Raw genomic sequence first — 19,786 nt, 5'->3', positions numbered from 1 at the left:
CTACGTTATTGTTTGCACCCGAAGATTTTCGGGCTAATTTTGACCCTACACAACACACTCGAAGACGCAGATGGCCGAAATCATAAAAATGCCCAAAATGAGCGACACCATGACCGAAGGGGTCATTGCGGCGTGGCTCAAAAAGGTGGGTGATAAAGTCAAATCCGGGGATATCCTGGCCGAAGTAGAAACCGACAAGGCCACGATGGAGCTGGAAAACTACGAAGACGGCACCCTGCTCTACATTGGTCCTAAAGAAACCGAATCGGTGCCCGTGGATGGCGTGTTGGCCATTGTGGGAAAAGAAGGAGAAGATATTTCCGGCCTGCTAAGCCAGATTCAGGGCGGTGGCGCTGCTCCCGCTCCGGTAGCGGCCGAAGCTCCAGCTGTTGCCCCGGCACCCGCTGCCGAAGCCCCGGCTCCCGCACCTGCTGCTCCCGCCCCAACTCCAGCTCCGGCGCCCGCTGCGCCGGCGGCTGCCAGCAACGGCAAAAAGGCTACCGTTATCCGGATGCCCAAGATGAGCGACACGATGACGGAAGGCACCATTGCCTCCTGGCAGAAAAAAGTAGGCGACAAAGTGAAGTCCGGCGACGTGCTGGCCGAAGTCGAAACCGATAAGGCGACGATGGAGCTGGAAAATTACGACGACGGTACGCTGCTCTATATCGGTCCTAAAGAAGGTGAAGCCGTAGCTGTGGATGGCATTCTGGCCATCATCGGTGAAGAAGGTGCCGACATTCAGGGCCTGCTCGGTGGCCAGTCGGGCGGGGCTGCTGCTCCCGCTGAAGCTGCTCCTGCCGACGCTGCTCCTGCTGCCGCTCCGGCTGCTTCAGCTCCGGCCGCTGCTGCCCCCCAGGCTGCTACTACTGGTGGCCGTCTGTTTGCCTCCCCGCTGGCTAAGAGCATTGCCCGCGAGAAAGGCATTGACCTGACTACTATTAAAGGCTCGGGCGAAAACGGCCGTATCGTGTCGCGCGACCTGGAAAGCGCCCAGCCCAGCGCCGCTCCCGCCGCTCAGCCTGCTGCTGCTCCGGCTCCGGCCACCGCTCCCCAGGCTACTCCGGCCCCGGCTGCTGCGCCGCAGGCTGCCGCTCCGGCTCCGGTCGCTGCTCCCGCTGCTCAGCCCGCCGACGGTACCTATACCGACACGCCCGTGTCGCAGATGCGCAAGGTTATTGCCCGCCGCCTCTCGGAAAGCCTGTTTACGGCCCCGCATTTCTATCTGACGATGGAAATCCTCATGGACCGGGCCATGGAAGTGCGTACCCAGCTCAACACCCTGTCGCCGGTGAAGCTCAGCTTCAACGACTTGGTTATCAAAGCCGCTGCCGTGGCCCTGAAGCAGCACCCGGCCGTCAACTCCTCGTGGCTGGGCGACAAAATTCGCCAGAACAAGGTGGTCAACATTGGCGTGGCCGTAGCCGTGGACGAAGGTCTGCTGGTGCCGGTAGTGCGCAACGCCGACGGTAAAGGCCTGGCTGCTATTGCCACCGAAGTGAAAGAGCTGGCCGGCAAAGCCAAGAGCAAGAAGCTGCAGCCCGCCGAGTGGGAGGGTAGCACCTTCACCATTTCGAACCTGGGCATGTTCGGCATCGACGAGTTCACGGCCATCATCAACCCCCGGATGCCTGCATCCTGGCCGTGGGCGGCATCAAGCAGACGGCTGTGGTAAAAGACGGTCAGCTGGCCATCGGCAACATCATGAAGGTAACCCTCTCGTGCGACCACCGCGTGGTGGACGGCGCTACCGGCGCGGCCTTCCTGCAGACGCTCAAGAGCCTACTCGAAGACCCACTGCGTTTGATGATCTGATAACGTCAGGTAGTAATTATTGCCAATAACAAAAAAACCAGCCCGAACCGGCTGGTTTTTTTGTTGCCTAACCTACTTCATTGCAAAAGCGCTATACTTGCTGGCAAGGGGCTTTATTGCCGTGGCCCCGCAGTATTCACTAGTGTAATGGAAATATGCGGAAGAATGTAGTTGCAGTAGCCATGTGCCTGACCAGTGTTACGGCCTGGGGCAAAGTCAGACGACGCTAAGTGGGGTGGTAAAGGATGCCGCGGGCCGACCCGTAATCGGCGCTACGGTGGTGGAGAAAGGGACGAACAATGGCACGGCAACCGATAATGCCGGCCGCTTCACCTTGTCGTCGCGCGCCAGCAGCCCGCGCTTGGTCATCAGCTCCATCGGCTTTGCGCCCCAGGAAGTAGCGACCGGCAGTGGGGAAATCAGCGTGAGTCTGGCCGAGGCTACTACCAGCCTAGGCACGGTGCAGGTGGTGGGCTCCCGCAGTCAGAACCGCTCCGTAACCGATTCGCCCTCCCCGGTCGACATCATTGATTTGCGGGAGGTAACGACCCGCACCGGGCAGCTCGATGTAAACCAGCTGCTGCAATTCGTGGCCCCGTCCTTCAACTCCAACCGCCAGACCGGCTCCGATGGGGCCGACCACGTGGACCCGGCTTCCTTGCGCGGCCTGGGCCCCGACCAGACCCTGGTGCTCGTGAACGGCAAACGCCAGCACCAGTCGGCTCTGGTGAACCTGTTCGGCTCCCGCGGCCGCGGCAATACGGGTACCGATTTGAATGTCATTCCGGCCGCCAGCATCGAGCGAATCGAGATTCTGCGCGATGGCGCCGCCGCCCAGTACGGCTCCGACGCCATTGCCGGGGTGATTAACATCGTGCTCAAATCATCGGTGAAAGAGCTGACCACTAGTGTAAACTACGGTGCTTACGACGCCAAATACCGCTTTGACGACCAGAAATTCGACGGCGGCAACTTCAATGCCAACGTCAACTACGGCGTGGGCCTGGGCGAGCGGGGCAGCTTTGTCAACGCCACGCTCGATTTCAACCAGCGCCAGCACACCCAGCGCGCTAACGTGCCCAGCATAGACGGCCTACTGCGCCGCGAGTACGGCGACCCGCAGGTGTCGAATGCCTCGGCGTACCTGAACTCCAAGTTTGCCGTGGATGAGCGCACGTCGGTGTACGTGTTCGGGGCGTGAACAAGCGTAAGGGCGACGCCTTCGCCTGGACTCGCTTTGTCAATGATGACCGTAACGTGCCGGCTATTTACCCTAATGGCTTCGACCCCATTATTACCAGCGACATCTGGGATGCCTCAGCCGTGGTGGGCCTGCGCACCCGCCTGGGCGAGTGGGACGTGGATATCAGCAACAACTTCGGCTCCAACCGCTTCGAGTACGGGGTGCGCAACTCGCTGAATACGTCCCTGGGTGCCAGTTCACCCACCAGTTTCGACGCGGGCGGCTTCCAGCTACAGCAGCAGGTGCAGAGCCTGGGCCTCACGCGCAACTACAAAACCGTGCTCCAGGGCCTTAACGTGGCCGCCGGCGCCGAGTGGCGCCACGAATGGTACTCACTGTTTGCGGGCGAGCAAAGCTCCTGGGCCAACTACAATACCGACCCCGACGTGGAAGTCACCGGCGGCTCCCAGGGCTTTCCCGGCTACCAGCCCGGCGACGCTATTAAGGCCGAGCGCGATAACCTGGGCGTGTACCTCGACGCCGAGCTGAGCATCACGCCCCAGTGGCTGCTTGCTGCGGCCCTGCGCTACGAACACTACACCGACTTCGGCGGTACGCTCAACTACAAAGCCTCCACCCGCTACAACCTGACCGAGTTTTTGACCTTGCGCGGTACCTACAGCACCGGCTTTCGGGCGCCTTCCCTGGCCCAGATCAACTTCAACTCCACCTTTACCAACTTCGTGAACGGGCAGCCGGTGGAAGTGCTGCTGGCCCGCAACAACAACCCCGTCACGCAGAAGCTGGGCATTCCGAGCCTGCGGCAGGAAACCTCCAACAGCGCCAACATCGGCCTGACCAGCCGCATCGGCTCCTCGCTGACCTTGACCCTGGACGGCTACTACATTCAGGTGAAAGACCGGGTGGTGCTCACCAGCCAGTTTGCCGCCCGCATTCCCGACCCCAACGACGAAGACAACACCATCCTCGACCCGGTTATTGGGGCCGACCTGGAGGCTTTGAACGTGGGACAGGCGCAGTTCTTTGCCAACGCGGCCGATACCCGCTCCCTGGGCCTCGACGTGGTGCTGAGCCACACCGCCACGCTAGGCACCAGTGGGCGGCTCAACTCGACGCTGGCGGCCAACTTCAACCGCCTGCGCATCGACCGGGTGCAGACCTCGGGCCGCCTCACGGGCCGGGAGGAGGAGTTTTTCGGGGCCCGGGAGCAGGCCTTCGTGAAAGCCTCGGCCCCGCCGTCCAAGATCAACCTGACCTTCGACTACAAAGTCAGCAAGTGGGGCGCACTGCTGCGCTTCGTGCGCTTCGACGAGGTGACCCTCATTGGCTGGAACGGCAAACCGATGAACTTTGACCCTCGCATCACGACCGACCTGACCTTAAGCTACTCGCTCAGCGACCATATTCAGCTGGCCATCGGCAGCTCCAACCTGGGCAATGTGTATCCCACACTGTTCGATCCGCAGCAGACGGAAAGCGGCGGCGCCTGGGACCCGGTGCAGATGGGCGCGAACGGTCGGTTTTACTTTGCTAAATTGCAGGCCCGTTTCTAAGCAGGCGCCAGCTACCTAGTACCTGTCATCCTGACGAAGGAAGGACCTTATCTGGTTAAAACGAGTCGTAACAATGCTTCTCGTTCCAGCCAGATAAGGTCCTTCGCTTTGCTCAGGATGACGCATGTTTTGGGCAAAAGCTGACGGGTCACCGACAACTGATTACACCTATGAGAATCCGCTCCACTACCGTGCTCGGCATCCGCCACAACGGCGAAATTGCCCTCGGCGCCGACGGCCAGGCCACTATGGACAAGCACGTGGCCAAGAGCAACGTGCGCAAGGTGCGCAAGCTCCAGGACGGCAAAGTCGTCACGGGCTTTGCCGGCTCCACGGCCGACGCCTTCATGCTGCTCGACAAGTTTGAGGAAAAGCTCAACGGCTACGGCGGGCAGCTGCGCCGGGCCGCCATTGAGCTGGCCAAGGAGTGGCGCAAAGACCAGTACCTGCGCAAGCTCGAAGCCATGATGGTCGTGGCCGACAAAGACGAGCTGCTCATCATTGCCGGCACCGGCGACGTGCTCGAGCCCGACTCCGACGTGGCCGCCATCGGCTCGGGGGCCATGTATGCCCAGGCCGCCGCCCTGGCTCTGAAGAAGCACGCGCCCCACCTCACGGCCCGCCAGATGGTGGAAGATGCCCTGCACATTGCCGCCGACATCTGCATCTACACCAACCACAACCTGATGATTGAACAGCCCAGCTAAGGCCTGGCTGTCGTCTTGAAGCTGCCAAACGTTCTGACCGTGGCGAAAAAGAAAAAGTTTGACTTCCAGGCCCTGGGCGAATCAGTGCGGGCCGACACGCAGGCGTTTCTGGATACGTATGGCGCCCAGCACCCCGAGGACGGTCCCATTGTGGCCTTCTGCCTGTACTTCGATTCGCAGGGCTCCGTCAACAGCCTCGTGCTGCCCCACAAGGCGCTGGCTCAGCAGGTTGACGTGAATGATCCGGCCGCCTGGTATCAGTATGCCGACCACGTTGAAGCCCCGCAGTCGGAGCGCACCGAAGAGTTGCTGAGCGGCTACGAGGAAGCGTTTTGGCAGGAAGAAGAGGACGAGGACGAGGACGAGGACGACAGCGAAGCGCTGATTCAGCAGTTTCACCAGATGATAACCGAAGTTACGCCCCGCCTGAGCTTCGATAAGCTGCCCCGCACCGACGACTTCGTCTTTTACGCTACTGGCATGGACGAGGACTACGATGCCTGGAACGCCACCATTCCGGCGGCCCTGTTGAAAAAGCATTTCGACCAGTAAGCCGCCCTGCACCACCTTTTTTGTGAGCAACCCAGCCGCAATGGTACGCTATTCAGATTCTTGGATATAGTGTACAAACATTGAACGATTCGGAGCTGCTATTTGATTGTAAACCGCACACCCACTACTACAGAACAACCCGATTTCGATGAACGTAACGAACTTCCTCAAGCACCACTACCGCCACTTCAACGCCGCTGCCCTGATTGACGCCGCCGAAGGCTACAACAAGCACCTGGCCGAAGGCGGCAAGATGATGATTACCCTGGCCGGCGCCATGAGCACCGCCGAAATGGGCATCCAGCTGGCTGAGCTTATCCGCCAGGACAAGGTGCAAATCATCAGCTGCACCGGTGCCAACCTGGAAGAGGATATCTTCAACTTGGTAGCCCACGACTTCTACGAGCGGGTGCCCAACTACCGCGACCTGACGGCCGCCGACGAGCAGGCCCTGCTGGAGCGTCACATGAACCGCGTAACCGACACCTGCATTCCCGAAGAGGAAGCCATGCGCCGCCTGGAGCACTCGGTACTGAAGTTCTGGGAGCAGGCTGACAAAGCCGGTGAGCGGTACTTCCCCACGAGTTCTTCTACCAGATCCTCAAGTCGGGTGAGCTGGAGCAGTACTACCAGATTGACCCCAAGGACTCCTGGATGCTGGCTGCCGCCGAGAAAAACCTGCCCATCATCTGCCCCGGTTGGGAAGACTCCACGCTGGGCAACATCTTCGCCGGCCACGTCATCAGCGGCGACATCCAGAACGTGCACACCGTGCGCACGGGCATTGAGTACATGATTTACCTGGCCGACTGGTACACCCAGCAGGCTACCGAGGAAAGCAAGGTCGGCTTCTTCCAGATTGGCGGCGGCATTGCCGGCGACTTCCCCATCTGCGTGGTACCGATGCTGCACCAGGACCTGGGCCGCACCAGCGTGCCGCTGTGGGGCTACTTCTGCCAGATTTCGGACTCGACCACCTCGTACGGCTCGTACTCCGGTGCCGTGCCCAACGAGAAGATTACCTGGGGCAAGCTGGGCCAGGACACGCCCAAGTTCATCATCGAGTCGGACGCTACCATCGTGGCCCCGCTGGTGTTTGCCATGGTGCTGGGGCAATAGTTGTTTGCCTAACGTTTCGTAAAAAGCCCGCCGCTGACGTTCAGCGGCGGGCTTTTTACTGATTAGTATACTTGTATTTACGCCGAAGCCCCAGGAAATCAGCTTAAGAAAAGGTGCTTCATTGAGAATCTGTCAGGACGAAATCCAGTCCTCCGTATGGCGGTACCGACTCAATCCCACGGTATCAAATTCATCTCTGCCATATCCGGCTGTTACGCCTAACTGCCGTAACAGCCGATTGATAGAGCCTGCTGTAGCTTCAGACCGCCAACCCCGCTCCCCGGATTGCCACCAAATGGCTGCCTGAGTTCCGGTCCCTCCAAAGTAGTCTGCCTCTACATACCCAAGACAGACCGGGCCGATGAGGGTCAAAAGCTTCGCTTCTATTCGAGTAGTCAAAAAGACAAATGGCGCAATGGCTTCTGACTGAGCATAGTCGTTCAGTTCATCGTAGAGGTCATCCGTCATCGGGAGAATAGACAAGCTATTCCCAATGGCCACAGTACTAGCACCAGGCCATTGATTCGCCAGTAGTTGTGCATCCGCTGTGCGACCAATAAAAGCTCGGAGAGTATAGCCCATGTGAGTTCTTGTTTAGACGCTGTATCGGGCCGCCTACTTTTTCGCGCCGTCATTGGTGGGTTGCGAAAACCACTTCGGGTCGTAGAGGGCCTTTACCGCGTCAGACTCGTCGATATGCAGCTTGACTTGCTCCAGCAGGTTGAGCTTGAGCTGGCGGGCGGCGGCTTTGCGTAGCTTTTTTTCCTGCTTGCTGTCGTCTTGCACGGCCCCTTTGCTCTGGCCCTGGGCGTCGCGGGCGGCGGTGTAGGCGGCTTGTAAGGCGGCGGCCTGGGCAGCCAGGTCGGCCCGAGCTCGGCCTTGAATTTCTGCGTCAGGGTGGCGGTGCGCTCCAGCAGGGTGGGCAGCGTGAGCAGCGTGGCCTTGTTGTATTCCTTGCGGCCCTTGGGCAAAAACTCCGTCAGGGCGGCGGCATTGGGCTTTTTGCGCTTAAACTGATACTCCACATCCACTAGCAGCTCATTCTTGGCAAAGGCTTGGAAGTCGGCCAGCAGTTGCTGCACTTCGCCGGTGCTGCCTAGCTGCTCGCCGATGGCCTCGCTTTGCTCGGCCAGAAAGCGGGCGTAGGTAGTGTGGTGGGGTTGCAGGGAGCTAATCTGGGCGGTGTAGCGGCCTTCCTGGTTCTGGCTCGTGAGGCGGCTCAGGTGGCCGGCCATCAGGTCGCGGAAGTCTTCGCGGCTGAAGCGCGGGGAAAGAAACGGATTCTTTAAAAAAGGTAAGAACATAGGGGTAATGATAAGTGATGGAACCTGAGCAATATATCAGCTTTTAAAGCTGAACGGCTACCGTCCCCGTAGAAAAAACAGGCCGCTCCGCCGCGAGTCAGATGCCGTCGTAACTGTTTACAACGGCATCTGACACGCGGCGGAGCGGCTTGTAAAATCATACAAGACCCTTGGACATCTGTCGGGGGCCGTCGGCGGGCGAGCGGCTTCCTGCGGCACGTGTCGGATGGGCTTGTAAACAGGTACGAGGGCAGGTAACGTAGATGCGGGAGACGGTAAAAAAAGCCCGCCGCTGACCTGCAGCGGCGGGCTTTGCTACCGGGGCAAAAAGCGGCAACGGACGCCTAGGGCCGGGCCGGCGCGGGGGCTGCCTTGGCCTGCTGCTTTCGGAGCAGGTACTGCCCGTATTCCTTTTTAACGGCATCTGGTTGCCGGCTCATCATGATATACCCCATCAGCATGGAGGGCAGCATAATGCCCAGCAGGAAGGGAAAGAAGCCTCGCAGCAGCCGGCCCGCCAGGCTCATACCGGTATGGGCCAGCATGGCCCCATAGGCCCAGGTGGCATAGCCCAGACTGAGGGCGGATACCACGTAGCTCACTAGCTGAACCTGCGGCGTGCCGGAGTAGAAATACACGATGGGGAAGGTGAGCAGGGTCAGAAAATTGCAGATAGCCGTGATAAAGGCCACGATGACCAGGCACTCGGCGTAGTTGTAGCCCCCGCGGCGCAGAAACAGGCGGGCAAAGATGGCGATGAGCGGCACCAGCCCCACGTACACCCAGCTCATGTACTTAGCCATGAAACTGGCAGCGTCCTTTTGCGCCAGCCACACGGCCTCGGGCATGGCCGGGTCGCGGGGCGGCACTATGTCGATGTGCAGCACGGCGAAAAGAAAGGCGTAGGTCCCGGTCACGAGCAGCAGCAGGGACAAGGGCGGAAAGTGGTACTTGCGCTGCCCGGCCAGGTAACTGCGGATGGTGGTGCCGGGCCGGCGCAAAATGTTCCAGATGGAGTGCTGAATGCCCTTGTCCACGTGCCAGATGCTGTGCGGAATCTCGTGCAGCATGTGGGCCAGGTTGAGGCGGTGAGTGTGGTGAGCATCCTGCCCGCAGTGCCCGCAGAACCGCTCGGGTACGTGCGTGCCGCAGTTGAGGCAGGTGGCGGGGCCGTGCCCGGGGACGTGGCCTCCCGTGGCCCCGTGCCCGGAGCCGGCCAGGGCGAGGTCAATAGCAAAAGTAGATGTGGCTTCCATATAAAGCAGAGTGGATATTTTTGAAAGAAAGCCACTTATTCCAGAAGTTGCAAGCAAAAAAGCCTGCCGCTGAATTCAGCGGCAGGCTTTATAATACTTACAGGTACCAGTCGCGGCACCCGGACTGGGAATAGATTGGCTTACTACGGTGGCGTCATGTCGACCACCGGGAGACATCTCGCGTGCCCTGGTAATTAGAATGAGCCTGGCCACATCAGCACGCGAGATGCTTCGTCACTGGCTTGATGCGCCACATGCTCTGCATGACGGTCTTCTTGAAAGTTTAGCAAGCTTACGCCAGCTCCGCTACGCGCACTTCTTTGGGCATTCCCACGGCCTCGAAGGCCTGGCTCAGATCCAGCATTAAATCCTGCGGGTCTTCCACGCCAATGCTGAGGCGGATCATCTGAGCGGTAATGCCCATCGTGCGCTGGTCTTTGACGGTGATATCAGAGTGGGTCATGGTGGCCGGGTGCTCGGCCAGGCTTTCGGTGCCGCCCAGGCTTACGGCCAGCTTAATCAGCTTCAGGGCGTTGAGGAAGCGGAACGCCTCGGCCTCGCCGCCCCGGATGTCGAAGGAAATCATGGAGCCCGGGGAGAGGCAGTGGCGCTGGTAGATATCCTGTTGCACGGGGCAGTGCTCGAGGTGGGTGAGGTAGTAGGTGCGCTCCACCAGCGGGTGGGCCCGGAGCCAGTCGGCAATAACCTGGGCCGAGGTAGCGGCGCGCTCCATGCGTAGCTTCAGGGTTTCGAGGCTGCGCATCAGCATCCAGCCGGTATTCGGGTCGCACATGGTGCCCATAAAGGTGCGCATGGCCTTGATTTCCTTCATCAGAGCCTTGGAGCTGAGCGCGGCCCCGGCAATCAGGTCGGAGTGGCCGCCCAGAAACTTGGTGGCCGAGTAGAGCACCACGTCGGCGCCGTGCTTCAGGGGGTGCTGAAACACCGGACCCAGGAAGGTATTATCTACCACGAGGCGCACGGGCTTGTCGGAAGAGCCATACTTGCGGGCCAGGGCGGCGCAGGCTTCCAGGTCTACGAGGTGGTTGGTGGGGTTGGCCGGCGTTTCGACGAAAATCATGGCCAGGCGGCCGGGCGCAATGGCCGCGGCCTGGGCTTCGAGTTCCTGGGGCGTGGCCGTGGGCAAAAAGCCCTGGGCCTCGATGCCGAACTTGCGCAGCACGTTCTTGAGAAAGAAGTCGGAGCCGCCGTACACGGGCTCGGAGTGCAGCACTACGTCGCCGGGCTGCAGCAAAGCCAGTAGGGTGGTGCTGATGGCAGCCATGCCCGAGGCGAAACTCGCAGCTTCCTCGGCCCCGTCCCAGAGCGTAAGCCGGTGCTCCAGGATTTCGAGGCTGGGGTTGTTGAGGCGGGAGTAGATCAGGCCCATTTCCTCGTCGGGGTTGGCCTGGCGCAGGCCGTAGGCCAACTCGAAGAAGGCCTTGCCTTCCTCGGCGCTGGTGAAGACGAAAGTGGAGGTCTGGAAAATAGGTGGTTTGATGGCGCCTTCGCTCCAGGCGGGCGTATAGCCGTAGCTCATCATCAAACTCTCGGGGCGCAGCTGCTGGCCGCCGATGTGGGCGTGGTCATGGGGGTTAGTCATGAGAAAAGGGTTGGGTGGGATGGAAGATTGGGTCCCACGAAGGTAACTTTTCTCGGGAAGTAGGCGGGCGGCGGGGTTGGTTGCCCAAGATGCTGGGGTAGCTTTGGGGCGTGTTCTTGTCAACCTGCTTTCCCTACGCCGCCAGTTCTATGTCAAAGCTTACGTTGTTCTTGCTGCTCCTGCTGCTGGATACGGTTCCTCAGGCTTTTGCTCAAACCAAGCCCCGCCTGACGCTGACCATTATTCCGACCGATTATTCAAATAATGTCTCAGTAGGCCCGGTTATCAGCTTTGATCATACCGGTTGCTTTTACGTCCTGCTTACCAATACTTCAGAGCGGCCAGTTAACTTGTTCGAAGAGTGGAACAGCTGGGGCTATTTTGGGCTGTCATTTGACCTGACGTACACCGATGGCCGTAAGGTGCGAGCGGTGAAAGCCGGCCGCGGGTGGGACAAGAATTTTGCTTCTACGGTAACCATTGCGCCGGGCGGCTTCTTCGTATTCCCTGTAACTTTTAACACAGACCCCAAAATTGGTGACGTATGGCAAAATTCACCGCGCAGCAAAAAAATCAACGGGCCCGGAGTTAGCTGCCGGATGCGGGCTGTTTACTCTATTGAAAGCAGTAGGGAAGCCACGGAGCATAAGGCCTGGACGGGCACCATTACCTCGCCCGAGGCCACGTATACCATCTGGCCCTAAGGATTCATCAACTCCGCTCAGCAGGCCCTCACACGTGAACTGTAGCCGGGGTTGAATTAGTCAGTAGCCGCCGCATACTGATCCACAAACTGCTGGATTAACTTTTCATCCAACGCGCCTTTAGCACCGCTCCCCACGGGGATATTATTCAGCCGGTTCCAGTCGAGCTTGAGGCTTTCCCACTGCTGCTGAATATGGCGGATTTCGGCCGGGGTGTACGTGAAGGTTTGAGTTTCCAGAATGGTCAGAATGTGCATCTGCACTTCCCAGCTATTGCCGGCTGCCCCAAATAACGCCCGAAACAAGGAGCCCAGGTGCCGGCGACAGTTCAGCTGCTCCAGCGCATAAGCCAGGGTGCCCCGGCTGCGCAGGTTGGCGGGGTTGTGCAGGGCGCAAAGCAGAGGTGCCACGGCCCAACTGGCCCGGTTGTGCCGGAAAGTGAGAGCCGCCGCATTGCGAATGTGGGCGTCTTCGTGGTCGAGCAAGGACACCAGAAACCGGTGGCACCGGCGCTGCGCCGTTTTGCTGAAGCCCCCGCCAAAGTGGTACAGCGCCTGACAGGCCCCGTACGCCGCTTCCCGGCTACCAGAAAACACGGCAGCTTTCAAACGGGCTAAACGGTCTTTTTTACGCATAGGCTAGGAGGGAAACACGCAAAAGAAGCTCTGGGCTCAGAAGTTACAGGCGTCAGTAGTGCCCGTCAGCTCGGCCCAGCGGGCACTCAGGAACTTGGCATAGCGCAGCGGCGGTAGGCCGTAGCTCCCGATAGAGTAGCCCTCATTTATTTCAATGACCAACGTGGCCCGGCAGCGGTAAGGCCGATGTCGAGGGCGTAGGCTTTGGGCGCTTCGGAATAGGCCGCCACGGCAGCTTCTACCACGCGCGGGTCGAAATGGGCGCGCCAGTCGCCGCGGTAGGGCTGGGCGGCCAGCACCTCGCCGTAGCGCACGAAGCAGCACCACTCGGCCACGAACTGCACGGGCTCGGCACACCATACGGGCGTATTTTCGGCCTGGTCGCCGCAGCCGGCCAGGTCGCGAAAGTGGCGCACCAGCACGCCGGTAAACTTTTTGCGGGCCAGCCGGGGCTTCACAAACACCGGCCACTGCGAAGGGTCGGCGGCTACCTCGTTGATGGTCGATTGCCACAGGCGCCGCCCCAGAAACGGGGCCAGCTCGGCTGGGTAGTCCAGGGCGGGCGGCACGGCGCAGCCCAGGGCCCGAAGTGCGCCTTCCACGTCATCAATATGGCTGACGACAATGTCTTCGGGCTCGTCGTGGAGTAGTTCGCTGAAGCGGTGGAACGGCACAATTTCCCAGCCCATCTGCCGGAACCCGTCGGCGGCAGCAAAGCAGTTGGTGCTGGCCCATTCGCCAGTCGCGTCCTGGTTGATATAAGCGCGCATAAGCAGCGGTAGACGAATTCGAGCGGAAAGCGGGACCTACTTCTTGCCCCGGTAATCGGCAATGATGCCTTCGGCAATCCAGTTGGCCAGGGCTTGCCGGTTGTCGGCCACCACGAAGCGGCGCTGGTCTTTCTGGTTGCGGATGTTGCCTAGTTCCATAAAAACGGCCGCGGCGTGGCTGTTGCGCACCTCATACAGGTTGCTGCGCTCCGACACGTTGCCCGAGTAGGGGCGGTTGGGCTGGGAGCGTTTGTAGCGGCTGGTAAAGACCCGGTGAATGTTGCGGGCCAGCCGTTCGCCCGTGGGACTGTTGGCGTGGTGGTAGAAGAACACGTCGATGTTCTGGCCCTCGCTGCGGCTGTCGACGTGCAAGGCCAGCAGGCGCTGGTAAGCTCCTTTGTGGCGGGCGTGCAGCCGGTTGACCTGGGCAATGCGCTGGCGCAGGCGCTGCACCTGGCTGAGCGGGATGCGCAGATTGGGGTACTGCACTTCGTCGTAGTCCATGGGCAGCACGTTCTCGTCGCGTATACCGTCGTTGGGGTCCTGCACCATCACGTACACCGTAGCGCCGTATTCGAGCAGCACCCGGGCCAGGCGCACGGTCACGTCGTAGGCGTACTCATCCTCGGCCAGCTTGTAGGAACCGTACTTGCCGATGGCGCCGGGGTCGGGGCCGCCGTGGCCGGAAGACAGGTAGTACACCGCACCCCGCAGCGTGCCGTAGCGGGCGGCGGGGGCCCCGTAGCGGGGGCCAAACAGAACCGATTTGCTGATGGGGCCTTTGCCCACGACTTGCGGAGCGGCGGTGGCGGTACGGGCCGTGCGGGTGCTTCGAGTGGTGCGGGCTGGGGTTTTGCGGGTAACGGCGCGCTTGGGCAGCAGGTAGGTACGGCCGGTAACCAGACCGTTGCGGCGGGTCAGGTTTTTCCTATTGAGCTGCTTAAAGGAGGCTCCATACTGGCGCGGATTTAGGCCGTTGCGCAGCAGCAGAGTTTCTACCCCGTCGCCGTTGCGGGCTTTTACGCGTCGGTAGGAAGACTGGGCAAAGGTCTGCACGGTCAGCAGACTCAGGAGCACTAATAGAAAGTAGGCAGTTCGCAAAAGCACAAGGGTGTAGGAAGGCAACAGGAGGCAATAGTCGTATTCACCCCTTGTCAACCCACTGGGTTCCGACCAAAGACAAAAGCTCTACATACGGCAGACAGCCGGCTCTTGCCATACGATACTACAAAAGAGGCAGTAAATCTTCAGAATATAGAATATAAAATGCCCCTACAGCGGCAGCTTGTCCTGGCGAGGCGCAGCCAACGCCATCCATCCACTGGAATGAACTAAACGCTCTTACGTGAAATGCGCTGACCATTCAGGTGCTTTGCCGGCGCTGCAAGCAAAAGCCCTTTCCCGTGCGAAACGAGAAAGGGCTTTCTAATAAAGGGAATGTTGTGCTGCGCAGCGGACGGATGGCGTCGGCTCAGCCTCGTCAGAACCGGAGGTATTAGTTGTCAAACCCCGTGGCCGTAGCCAGGGCTTGCCACTGCTGCATATCCTGCTGCACGGCCCCGATTTTATTGGCCGCCATCTGGTAGGCATCTTCGCCCAGGAACAGGTGCAGGGGCTGGTCGGGGGCTTCACTGGCTTGAATCAGCACGGCTACGGCTTTTTCCGGGTCGCCGGGCTGGTTGCCGTTGAGCTGCTCATCGTGCAGCGCCTGCGAGTCGCGCACCGACTGGTAGGCCCCGATAGGTGTCTGGGGCCGGCCGATGGAGCCGGTTGCCAAAAATCCGGTGCGGAAGTAGCCGGGCTTCACCGTAGTGGCCTGAATGCCGAAGGGCCGGACCTCGGCGGCGTAAGACTCGGTGAGGCCGTCGACGGCAAACTTGGTGGCACAGTAGATTCCCCAGCCGGGAAACGAGCCAAAAAATCCGCCGACGGAGGAAATATTAAACACCCGGCCCGCGCCCTGGGCCCGCAGGTGGGGCGTGGCAGCGCGCAGCACATTGAGCACGCCAAACACGTTGACCTCAAAGTTCTGGCGGGCTTCCTGGTCGGAGAGCTCCTCCAGGGCGCCTACCTGGCCGTAGCCCGCATTATTGACCACCACATCGAGGCGGCCGAAAGTGCTGATGGTAGTGGCAATGGCCTGCTGCACGCTTGCCTCGTTGCCAAGGTCCATGTGCAGGGGCAGGAAATTCGGGTTGTCAGTCGGGGCGGCCTGCTGCAGCTCGCTCAAGTTGCGGGAAGTGGCCGCCACCCGGTAGCCCCGGGCCAGCAGCTTCTGCACCAGCGTCAGGCCCAGACCTTTCGAGGCTCCGGTTACAAACCATACGTTGTTGGGTATCATATCCTAGTTGTTGAATTTCGGAATCGGGAAAGAGCGGAGTGCTCAGGGCCAGGCTGGCAAATAGGTAAAGCATAGGAAAGACGGGTAAGGACCGGTAGACAATCACTTGAAGAGACGGGCGAGGCCGCCATTTATTGCAACCGACCCCCAAATAATTCCACTTTTCTTTCTTAGGGGCACAAAATGCCACCTCAGCCCGGATGAGGGAGAACAGGTAGGGGCGGGGCGCGGTAACGGGCTGGCCGTGGCGGCCCACCCTGGGTTTGGCCGCTGACAAAGTAGCTGGCGGAAGGAGGCATACTTGCTCATTTGGTACAGAGCAAAAGTAGTGTGCTCCATAGCCGGGAGGCTTGCCGCAATCAAACCAATGCTTGCGAAAATCAAACAGAGCGCACGGCCGTGGGCGTGGTGCCGGCCTGCTTGCGGAAAAAGTTGTTGAAGTGGGCCGGTTCCTCGAAGCCCAGGCTGTAGCTGATTTCCGACACGTTCCAACTCGTGTGGCGCAGCAGGGCGTGCGCTTCCTGCGTGAGGCGGGCGGCAATCAACTGAGTAGTGGTTTTGCCGGTTACTTCCTTCAGGGCCCGGTTCAGGTGGTTGACGTGCACGGCCAACTGCCCGGCAAAGGCATTGGCCGTGCGCAGGCGCACCTGCTGGCCGGGCGTTTCAATCGGGAACTGCCGCTCCAGCAGCTCCGTGAACAGGGAGGCAATGCGGGTGGCGGCGTTGCTGTCCTTGTAGAGCGTGGTGGCGGGCTGCAGCTTCAGGGCGCTGTGAATCAGCTCGAAGACGTAGTTGCGTAGCAGGTCGTACTTATAGGCGTAGTCCGAGTCTATTTCCGCGGCCATCTTGGCAAACAGCTGAGCCGCGGCCTCGCGCTGGGCGTCGGTGAGGGAGTAGAGCGGCTGCCCGCCAGGCCGGAACAGCGGCAGCTCCAGGGCGCCGGCCAGCTGGTAGCGCTGCAAAAAGGCCTCGGTAAAAATGCAGAAGTAGCCCGATTGGTTGTCGTCGAGCGGCTCCCAGTCGTAGGGCACCAGGGGGTTGGCAAACAGCAGGGCGTTGCCGCGAATTTCAACCGTCTTATCGGCGAAATGGTAGTTGCTGCGGCCCGTAACGAGCGTTATCTTGTAAAAGTCCTTGCGGCTGTAGGGCAGGTGGCAGGCCGAGGGCCCCACAAAGTCGTCGAGGCGAAACACGTTGAAATGGCCGATATCCTGCTTGAGGTTGTCGGGCAGCCAGTGAATTTTCTGCCGGTAAAAATCTTCGAGCGTCTGCGGCTTGGACATGGGACGAAGTTACGCAAATCAAACACAAGGGTAAGTTGCGTAGCAGGGTTAATGCGGCGGCATTGAGGTAAAAGTCCGTGTTGCCCGTCTTTCTTTTCATATTGAGGCAATGTTTCCCTCCAGTAAACTCCAATAAAGTATCATCCTCAAACCAGAGACGCACAATGGGCTTCCGGGAGTTTCTGTTTGGCCGGCAACTGCGGCTGGAAGACGAGGTTTTTGGCAGTCTGCTATACTTCGACTGCAAAAATCCCGAAAACAACTACTTCGAGGGTAAGCGGCTGTTCACTCCAACCGGCACCCGCATCGAGGTGTTGCTGACCGCCGGACCGTCCGGACCCAGCACCGCCCAACACGCTTTTTACGAGCAGATAGAGGCACAATATCCGACATTGCTGCCTGCCCTGGCCTGGCTGATTACTACGGAGGTCCGGAACTGGCAACCAGACTTTGAAATTCAGAATTTTGTTGAGGAGTTTCAGCCCACACTTCTAGAATTGCCGGCAATCAGTAAGGCAGCGGGCCCGGTTGACTGGGAGCTGAGCTTTGAAACCATCCACGACCAGAACCATACATTTGTCGTCAGCCGGCAGGGATTTACGCCCTATAAGGTTCAGGTCGACGGCTAACTCTTTCTTCGCATGCCCACTCCGATTCCCAAGAAGCTGCTGGCCCGCCAGCACGAAATAACGGCTGACTACCTGCGCCTGCTCGACCAGCACCTGGCCGACATTGCCGCGGGCCGGGCCACGGAAATGTTCGAAGTCCGGGACTTTGCCGACCAGCTCTGCATTCATCCCACCCACCTGAGCAATACCATCAAGCTCACGACCGGCCACGCGCCCTGCTATTTCTTCGAGGCCCGCATCCTGGACCTGGCCCGGCAGCTGCTGCTGGACCCCAGTCGCTCCGTGGCCGACGTGGCCCAGAGCCTGACCTACGACCCGTCGAACTTCACCAAGTTCTTCAAGCGCTTTGCGGGCTGCACGCCCAAGCAGTACCGGGAGCAGGTGTGGGAAGCGCAGCGGCTGGCCAAATCGGAAACGGTCACCATTTAAACTGAAGCTCTCACCATACGCCGGCGCGGGCCTCGCCCCACCTTTGTCTTGTTCTACATTCGTAATCAAGACAAGCCATGAGCACTTCCAAAATTGCCCTCGTAACGGGCGGCAGCCGGGGCCTGGGCCGCAACAGCGCCCTGCACCTGGCCCAGGCCGGCCACGACCTGATCCTAACCTACCGCACCCAGCAGGCCGAAGCCGAGGCCGTAGTCGCCCAGATTGAGGCCCTCGGCCGCAAAGCCGTAGCCCTGCCCCTGGACACGAGCCAGATAGCCTCCTTTCCGGATTTTGCTCAGGCCCTTCGCCAGCAGCTCAGCCAGCACTGGCAGCGCTCCACATTCGACTTTCTCATCAACAACGCCGGCATTGATGCCCGCTCGGCCTTCGCCGAAACCACCGAGGAAGACTTCGACAACCTGCTCAACGTGCACTTCAAGGGCGTTTATTTCCTAACCCAGCAGCTGCTGCCCCTGCTGGCCGACGGCGGTGGTATCGTCAATTTCTCCACCGGACTGGCCCGCTTTACCACGCCCGGCTACGCGGCGTACGCCTCCATGAAGGGGGCCGTCGAAACGCTGACCAAGTACATGGCCAAGGAGCTGGGCATCCGGGGCATCCGGGCCAATATTGTAGCCCCGGGTATCATTAAGACCGATTTTACCGCCGCTGCTCGGGCGGCCTACCCGCAGTTGGAAGAGTATATGAGCGGCAACACGGCCCTGGGCCGCATCGGCGAGCCGGATGACATTGGGGGCGTGGTAGCCTTCCTGTGCTCCGACGCGGCCCGGTGGGTGAATGCTCAGCGCCTGGAGGCTTCGGGTGGCTATTCCCTGTAATGTCCCGCAGAATCAGAAAAGGCCCGGCTGAATCTCAGTCGGGCCTTTTTATAAGGTGCAGGTCCATTCAGAACTGGCTCTAAACAAAAACTGCCAGTCCCGGGCAGGAATGGCAGTTACTGGAGGAAAGCGGGGCGCAGCTACGCCTGGCGCAGACGAGACTTCTGAAACGCCTCAAAGCTGCTGCGCAGGGCGGCCAATACGGCCGCGTACTGGCGCCTGGCATCCTGACTGGATTCCAGCTGCTGCAGACGCGTATCAATCAGGTCGCAGAACTCATCCCGCGAGAAGCGGGAACTGGGGGTATTCTTTTGCACAGGACAAAAAGAGAAGAAATGCCGCAAATAGAAGAGGCGTAAAGTGCAATAATAGCAATTTATCCTACGCAAGATGGTGAGAAAAATCGATGCTTCTCAAGCTCGACAGTGGTGAAAGGCGTTGGACAGCCCTTGCAGCCCGGTAAACAAAAACGGCTCCCGGATAAACCCGGAAGCCGTGAGAAGCCGTTGAGGCGTTACGGTTGAGCTACAGGCTCTAAAAGCGGAACAGCGGCCGAGCCGGGTTCCAGATGCCCCACGGAATCATAAGCAGCACCAGAATCAGGGCCACGGTAAACCACACGAAGGCGCGCTTGTGCTTGAGCACCGGGTCGGTGGCTTTCTTGGACAGGGTGCGACCCACCTGGGCGGCAATGACGGCCAGAATCATGGTGGCAATGTGTTCGACGCCCCAGAAGCGGCCAATCGGGTCTTTCATCACGGCTCCACCGGCCGTTTCAAAGGCTTTTACTCCGAATGGGCTCAGGCCGAAGTAAAGAATCAGGCCCAGCAGCAGCTGTAGGTGCATAGAGCCCACGAAGGCGGCACCCATGCCGTTGTCGGCGCCCAGGTAGGGCTTGCGGCCCTGCCAGCCGCCCAAGGCGCGGAAAACGGCAATCAAACCAAAAATAACCACCAGCCAGCGGCTCCAGGAGTGCAAAGTGAGTACGGCGTTGTACATAAGCAGAAAGGAAGAGTGAAGGGGTAAAGGTCGGATGCGGAAAC

The 19,786-nt window shown here is 60.0% G+C and carries 19 protein-coding genes and 2 pseudogenes; 10 read left to right on the top strand and 11 right to left on the bottom strand.

Translation table 11 applies throughout. The features are described 5' to 3' along the window. Nucleotides 1-70 precede the first annotated feature (70 nt). The 6 genes and pseudogenes from MUN79_RS24780 to MUN79_RS24755 all read left to right on the top strand — a co-directional run bounded on the left by MUN79_RS24780 (nt 71) and on the right by MUN79_RS24755 (nt 6,950). Nucleotides 71-1,815 (top strand): annotated as a pseudogene (locus MUN79_RS24780) (pyruvate dehydrogenase complex dihydrolipoamide acetyltransferase). A 184-nt stretch (nt 1,816-1,999) separates the two neighbouring features. Then, nucleotides 2,000-3,016, top strand: coding sequence for a TonB-dependent receptor (locus MUN79_RS24775; protein WP_244675181.1), 1,017 nt, complete (start codon nt 2,000-2,002; stop codon nt 3,014-3,016). After that, on the top strand, nt 3,013-4,572 hold the full coding sequence (locus MUN79_RS24770; protein ID WP_244675180.1) for a TonB-dependent receptor plug domain-containing protein: 1,560 nt from the start codon (nt 3,013-3,015) through the stop codon (nt 4,570-4,572). The genes MUN79_RS24775 and MUN79_RS24770 overlap by 4 nt, the downstream gene beginning before the upstream one ends. Before the next feature lie 170 nt (nt 4,573-4,742). After that, nucleotides 4,743-5,279, top strand: a complete 537-nt coding sequence (hslV, locus tag MUN79_RS24765; RefSeq protein ID WP_100336811.1) for an ATP-dependent protease subunit HslV — start codon at nt 4,743-4,745, stop codon at nt 5,277-5,279. A 15-nt stretch (nt 5,280-5,294) separates the two neighbouring features. Then, a complete protein-coding gene (locus MUN79_RS24760) occupies nt 5,295-5,831 on the top strand; it encodes a hypothetical protein (protein ID WP_244675179.1) in 537 nt (178 codons plus the stop codon). Nucleotides 5,832-5,979: 148 nt separating this feature from the next. Beyond that, nucleotides 5,980-6,950, top strand: a pseudogene (locus MUN79_RS24755) (deoxyhypusine synthase family protein). Nucleotides 6,951-7,624: 674 nt separating this feature from the next. Here the strand turns inward: MUN79_RS24755 and MUN79_RS24750 are convergent. The 3 genes from MUN79_RS24750 to MUN79_RS24740 form a co-directional block, all read right to left on the bottom strand. Continuing rightward, the gene (locus MUN79_RS24750) at nt 7,625-8,254 is read right to left on the bottom strand and encodes a hypothetical protein (protein WP_244675178.1); all 630 of its coding nucleotides are present in this window, start codon (nt 8,252-8,254) and stop codon (nt 7,625-7,627) included. 344 nt (nt 8,255-8,598) lie between these two features. Continuing rightward, the gene (locus tag MUN79_RS24745) at nt 8,599-9,510 is read right to left on the bottom strand and encodes a DUF3667 domain-containing protein (protein WP_244675177.1); all 912 of its coding nucleotides are present in this window, start codon (nt 9,508-9,510) and stop codon (nt 8,599-8,601) included. 292 nt (nt 9,511-9,802) lie between these two features. Then, nucleotides 9,803-11,113 carry a cystathionine gamma-synthase family protein gene (locus tag MUN79_RS24740; protein WP_244675176.1) on the bottom strand — a complete coding sequence of 437 codons (1,311 nt, stop codon included), beginning with the start codon at nt 11,111-11,113 and terminating at the stop codon, nt 9,803-9,805. Nucleotides 11,114-11,262: 149 nt separating this feature from the next. On the opposite strand from MUN79_RS24740, the gene MUN79_RS24735 reads away from it, so the two are divergent. After that, nucleotides 11,263-11,817: a hypothetical protein gene (locus MUN79_RS24735; RefSeq protein WP_244675175.1), complete on the top strand. Its 555-nt coding sequence runs from the start codon at nt 11,263-11,265 to the stop codon at nt 11,815-11,817. Nucleotides 11,818-11,873: 56 nt separating this feature from the next. Here MUN79_RS24735 and MUN79_RS24730 read toward each other — a convergent pair whose 3' ends face one another. From MUN79_RS24730 to MUN79_RS24710, 6 genes are all read right to left on the bottom strand, one after another. Next, nucleotides 11,874-12,452, bottom strand: coding sequence for a HEAT repeat domain-containing protein (locus tag MUN79_RS24730; RefSeq protein WP_244675174.1), 579 nt, complete (start codon nt 12,450-12,452; stop codon nt 11,874-11,876). A gap of 36 nt (nt 12,453-12,488) precedes the next feature. Then, entirely contained in the window at nt 12,489-12,614 is a 126-nt protein-coding gene (locus tag MUN79_RS30395; RefSeq protein ID WP_262922941.1) for a hypothetical protein, read from the bottom strand. Then, entirely contained in the window at nt 12,599-13,222 is a 624-nt protein-coding gene (locus MUN79_RS24725; RefSeq protein ID WP_244675173.1) for an ATP-grasp domain-containing protein, read from the bottom strand. The genes MUN79_RS30395 and MUN79_RS24725 overlap by 16 nt, the downstream gene beginning before the upstream one ends. Nucleotides 13,223-13,258: 36 nt before the next feature. Then, nucleotides 13,259-14,299: an N-acetylmuramoyl-L-alanine amidase family protein gene (locus MUN79_RS24720; protein WP_244675172.1), complete on the bottom strand. Its 1,041-nt coding sequence runs from the start codon at nt 14,297-14,299 to the stop codon at nt 13,259-13,261. 418 nt (nt 14,300-14,717) lie between these two features. Next, on the bottom strand, nt 14,718-15,563 hold the full coding sequence (locus tag MUN79_RS24715; RefSeq protein WP_244675171.1) for an SDR family oxidoreductase: 846 nt from the start codon (nt 15,561-15,563) through the stop codon (nt 14,718-14,720). Between the two features lie 380 nt (nt 15,564-15,943). Next, on the bottom strand, nt 15,944-16,846 hold the full coding sequence (locus tag MUN79_RS24710) for a helix-turn-helix domain-containing protein (RefSeq protein ID WP_244675170.1): 903 nt from the start codon (nt 16,844-16,846) through the stop codon (nt 15,944-15,946). Nucleotides 16,847-17,010: 164 nt separating this feature from the next. Here MUN79_RS24710 and MUN79_RS24705 point away from each other — a divergent pair, with 164 nt between their 5' ends. The 3 genes from MUN79_RS24705 to MUN79_RS24695 all read left to right on the top strand — a co-directional run bounded on the left by MUN79_RS24705 (nt 17,011) and on the right by MUN79_RS24695 (nt 18,743). Further along, nucleotides 17,011-17,475, top strand: a complete 465-nt coding sequence (locus MUN79_RS24705) for a hypothetical protein (protein WP_244675169.1) — start codon at nt 17,011-17,013, stop codon at nt 17,473-17,475. Nucleotides 17,476-17,487: 12 nt separating this feature from the next. Further along, a complete protein-coding gene (locus tag MUN79_RS24700) occupies nt 17,488-17,904 on the top strand; it encodes a helix-turn-helix domain-containing protein (protein WP_244675168.1) in 417 nt (138 codons plus the stop codon). A gap of 77 nt (nt 17,905-17,981) precedes the next feature. After that, on the top strand, nt 17,982-18,743 hold the full coding sequence (locus tag MUN79_RS24695) for an SDR family NAD(P)-dependent oxidoreductase (RefSeq protein ID WP_244675167.1): 762 nt from the start codon (nt 17,982-17,984) through the stop codon (nt 18,741-18,743). Between the two features lie 140 nt (nt 18,744-18,883). Here MUN79_RS24695 and MUN79_RS24690 read toward each other — a convergent pair whose 3' ends face one another. Continuing rightward, nucleotides 18,884-19,060: a hypothetical protein gene (locus tag MUN79_RS24690; RefSeq protein ID WP_244675166.1), complete on the bottom strand. Its 177-nt coding sequence runs from the start codon at nt 19,058-19,060 to the stop codon at nt 18,884-18,886. A gap of 217 nt (nt 19,061-19,277) precedes the next feature. Then, nucleotides 19,278-19,742, bottom strand: a complete 465-nt coding sequence (locus MUN79_RS24685; protein ID WP_244675165.1) for a hypothetical protein — start codon at nt 19,740-19,742, stop codon at nt 19,278-19,280. Between the last annotated feature and the right edge of the window lie 44 nt (nt 19,743-19,786).

This window comes from Hymenobacter cellulosilyticus, assembly GCF_022919215.1.
In the GTDB taxonomy this organism is placed as follows: domain Bacteria; phylum Bacteroidota; class Bacteroidia; order Cytophagales; family Hymenobacteraceae; genus Hymenobacter; species Hymenobacter cellulosilyticus.
Note: the sequence above shows the minus strand (reverse complement) of the source record. Positions and strands in the feature narration are given on the sequence as shown.

Coding starts and splice junctions, on each gene's coding strand:
- MUN79_RS24735 (WP_244675175.1), top strand. CDS start 11,263: ATGTCAAAGCTTACGTTGTTCTTGCTGCTCCTGCTGCTGGATACGGTT.
- MUN79_RS24710 (WP_244675170.1), bottom strand. CDS start 16,846: ATGTCCAAGCCGCAGACGCTCGAAGATTTTTACCGGCAGAAAATTCAC.
- MUN79_RS24685 (WP_244675165.1), bottom strand. CDS start 19,742: ATGTACAACGCCGTACTCACTTTGCACTCCTGGAGCCGCTGGCTGGTG.
- MUN79_RS24745 (WP_244675177.1), bottom strand. CDS start 9,510: ATGGAAGCCACATCTACTTTTGCTATTGACCTCGCCCTGGCCGGCTCC.
- MUN79_RS24730 (WP_244675174.1), bottom strand. CDS start 12,452: ATGCGTAAAAAAGACCGTTTAGCCCGTTTGAAAGCTGCCGTGTTTTCT.
- MUN79_RS24715 (WP_244675171.1), bottom strand. CDS start 15,563: ATGATACCCAACAACGTATGGTTTGTAACCGGAGCCTCGAAAGGTCTG.
- MUN79_RS24750 (WP_244675178.1), bottom strand. CDS start 8,254: ATGTTCTTACCTTTTTTAAAGAATCCGTTTCTTTCCCCGCGCTTCAGC.
- MUN79_RS24705 (WP_244675169.1), top strand. CDS start 17,011: ATGGGCTTCCGGGAGTTTCTGTTTGGCCGGCAACTGCGGCTGGAAGAC.
- MUN79_RS24700 (WP_244675168.1), top strand. CDS start 17,488: ATGCCCACTCCGATTCCCAAGAAGCTGCTGGCCCGCCAGCACGAAATA.
- MUN79_RS24740 (WP_244675176.1), bottom strand. CDS start 11,113: ATGACTAACCCCCATGACCACGCCCACATCGGCGGCCAGCAGCTGCGC.
- MUN79_RS24695 (WP_244675167.1), top strand. CDS start 17,982: ATGAGCACTTCCAAAATTGCCCTCGTAACGGGCGGCAGCCGGGGCCTG.
- MUN79_RS24725 (WP_244675173.1), bottom strand. CDS start 13,222: ATGCGCGCTTATATCAACCAGGACGCGACTGGCGAATGGGCCAGCACC.
- hslV (WP_100336811.1), top strand. CDS start 4,743: ATGAGAATCCGCTCCACTACCGTGCTCGGCATCCGCCACAACGGCGAA.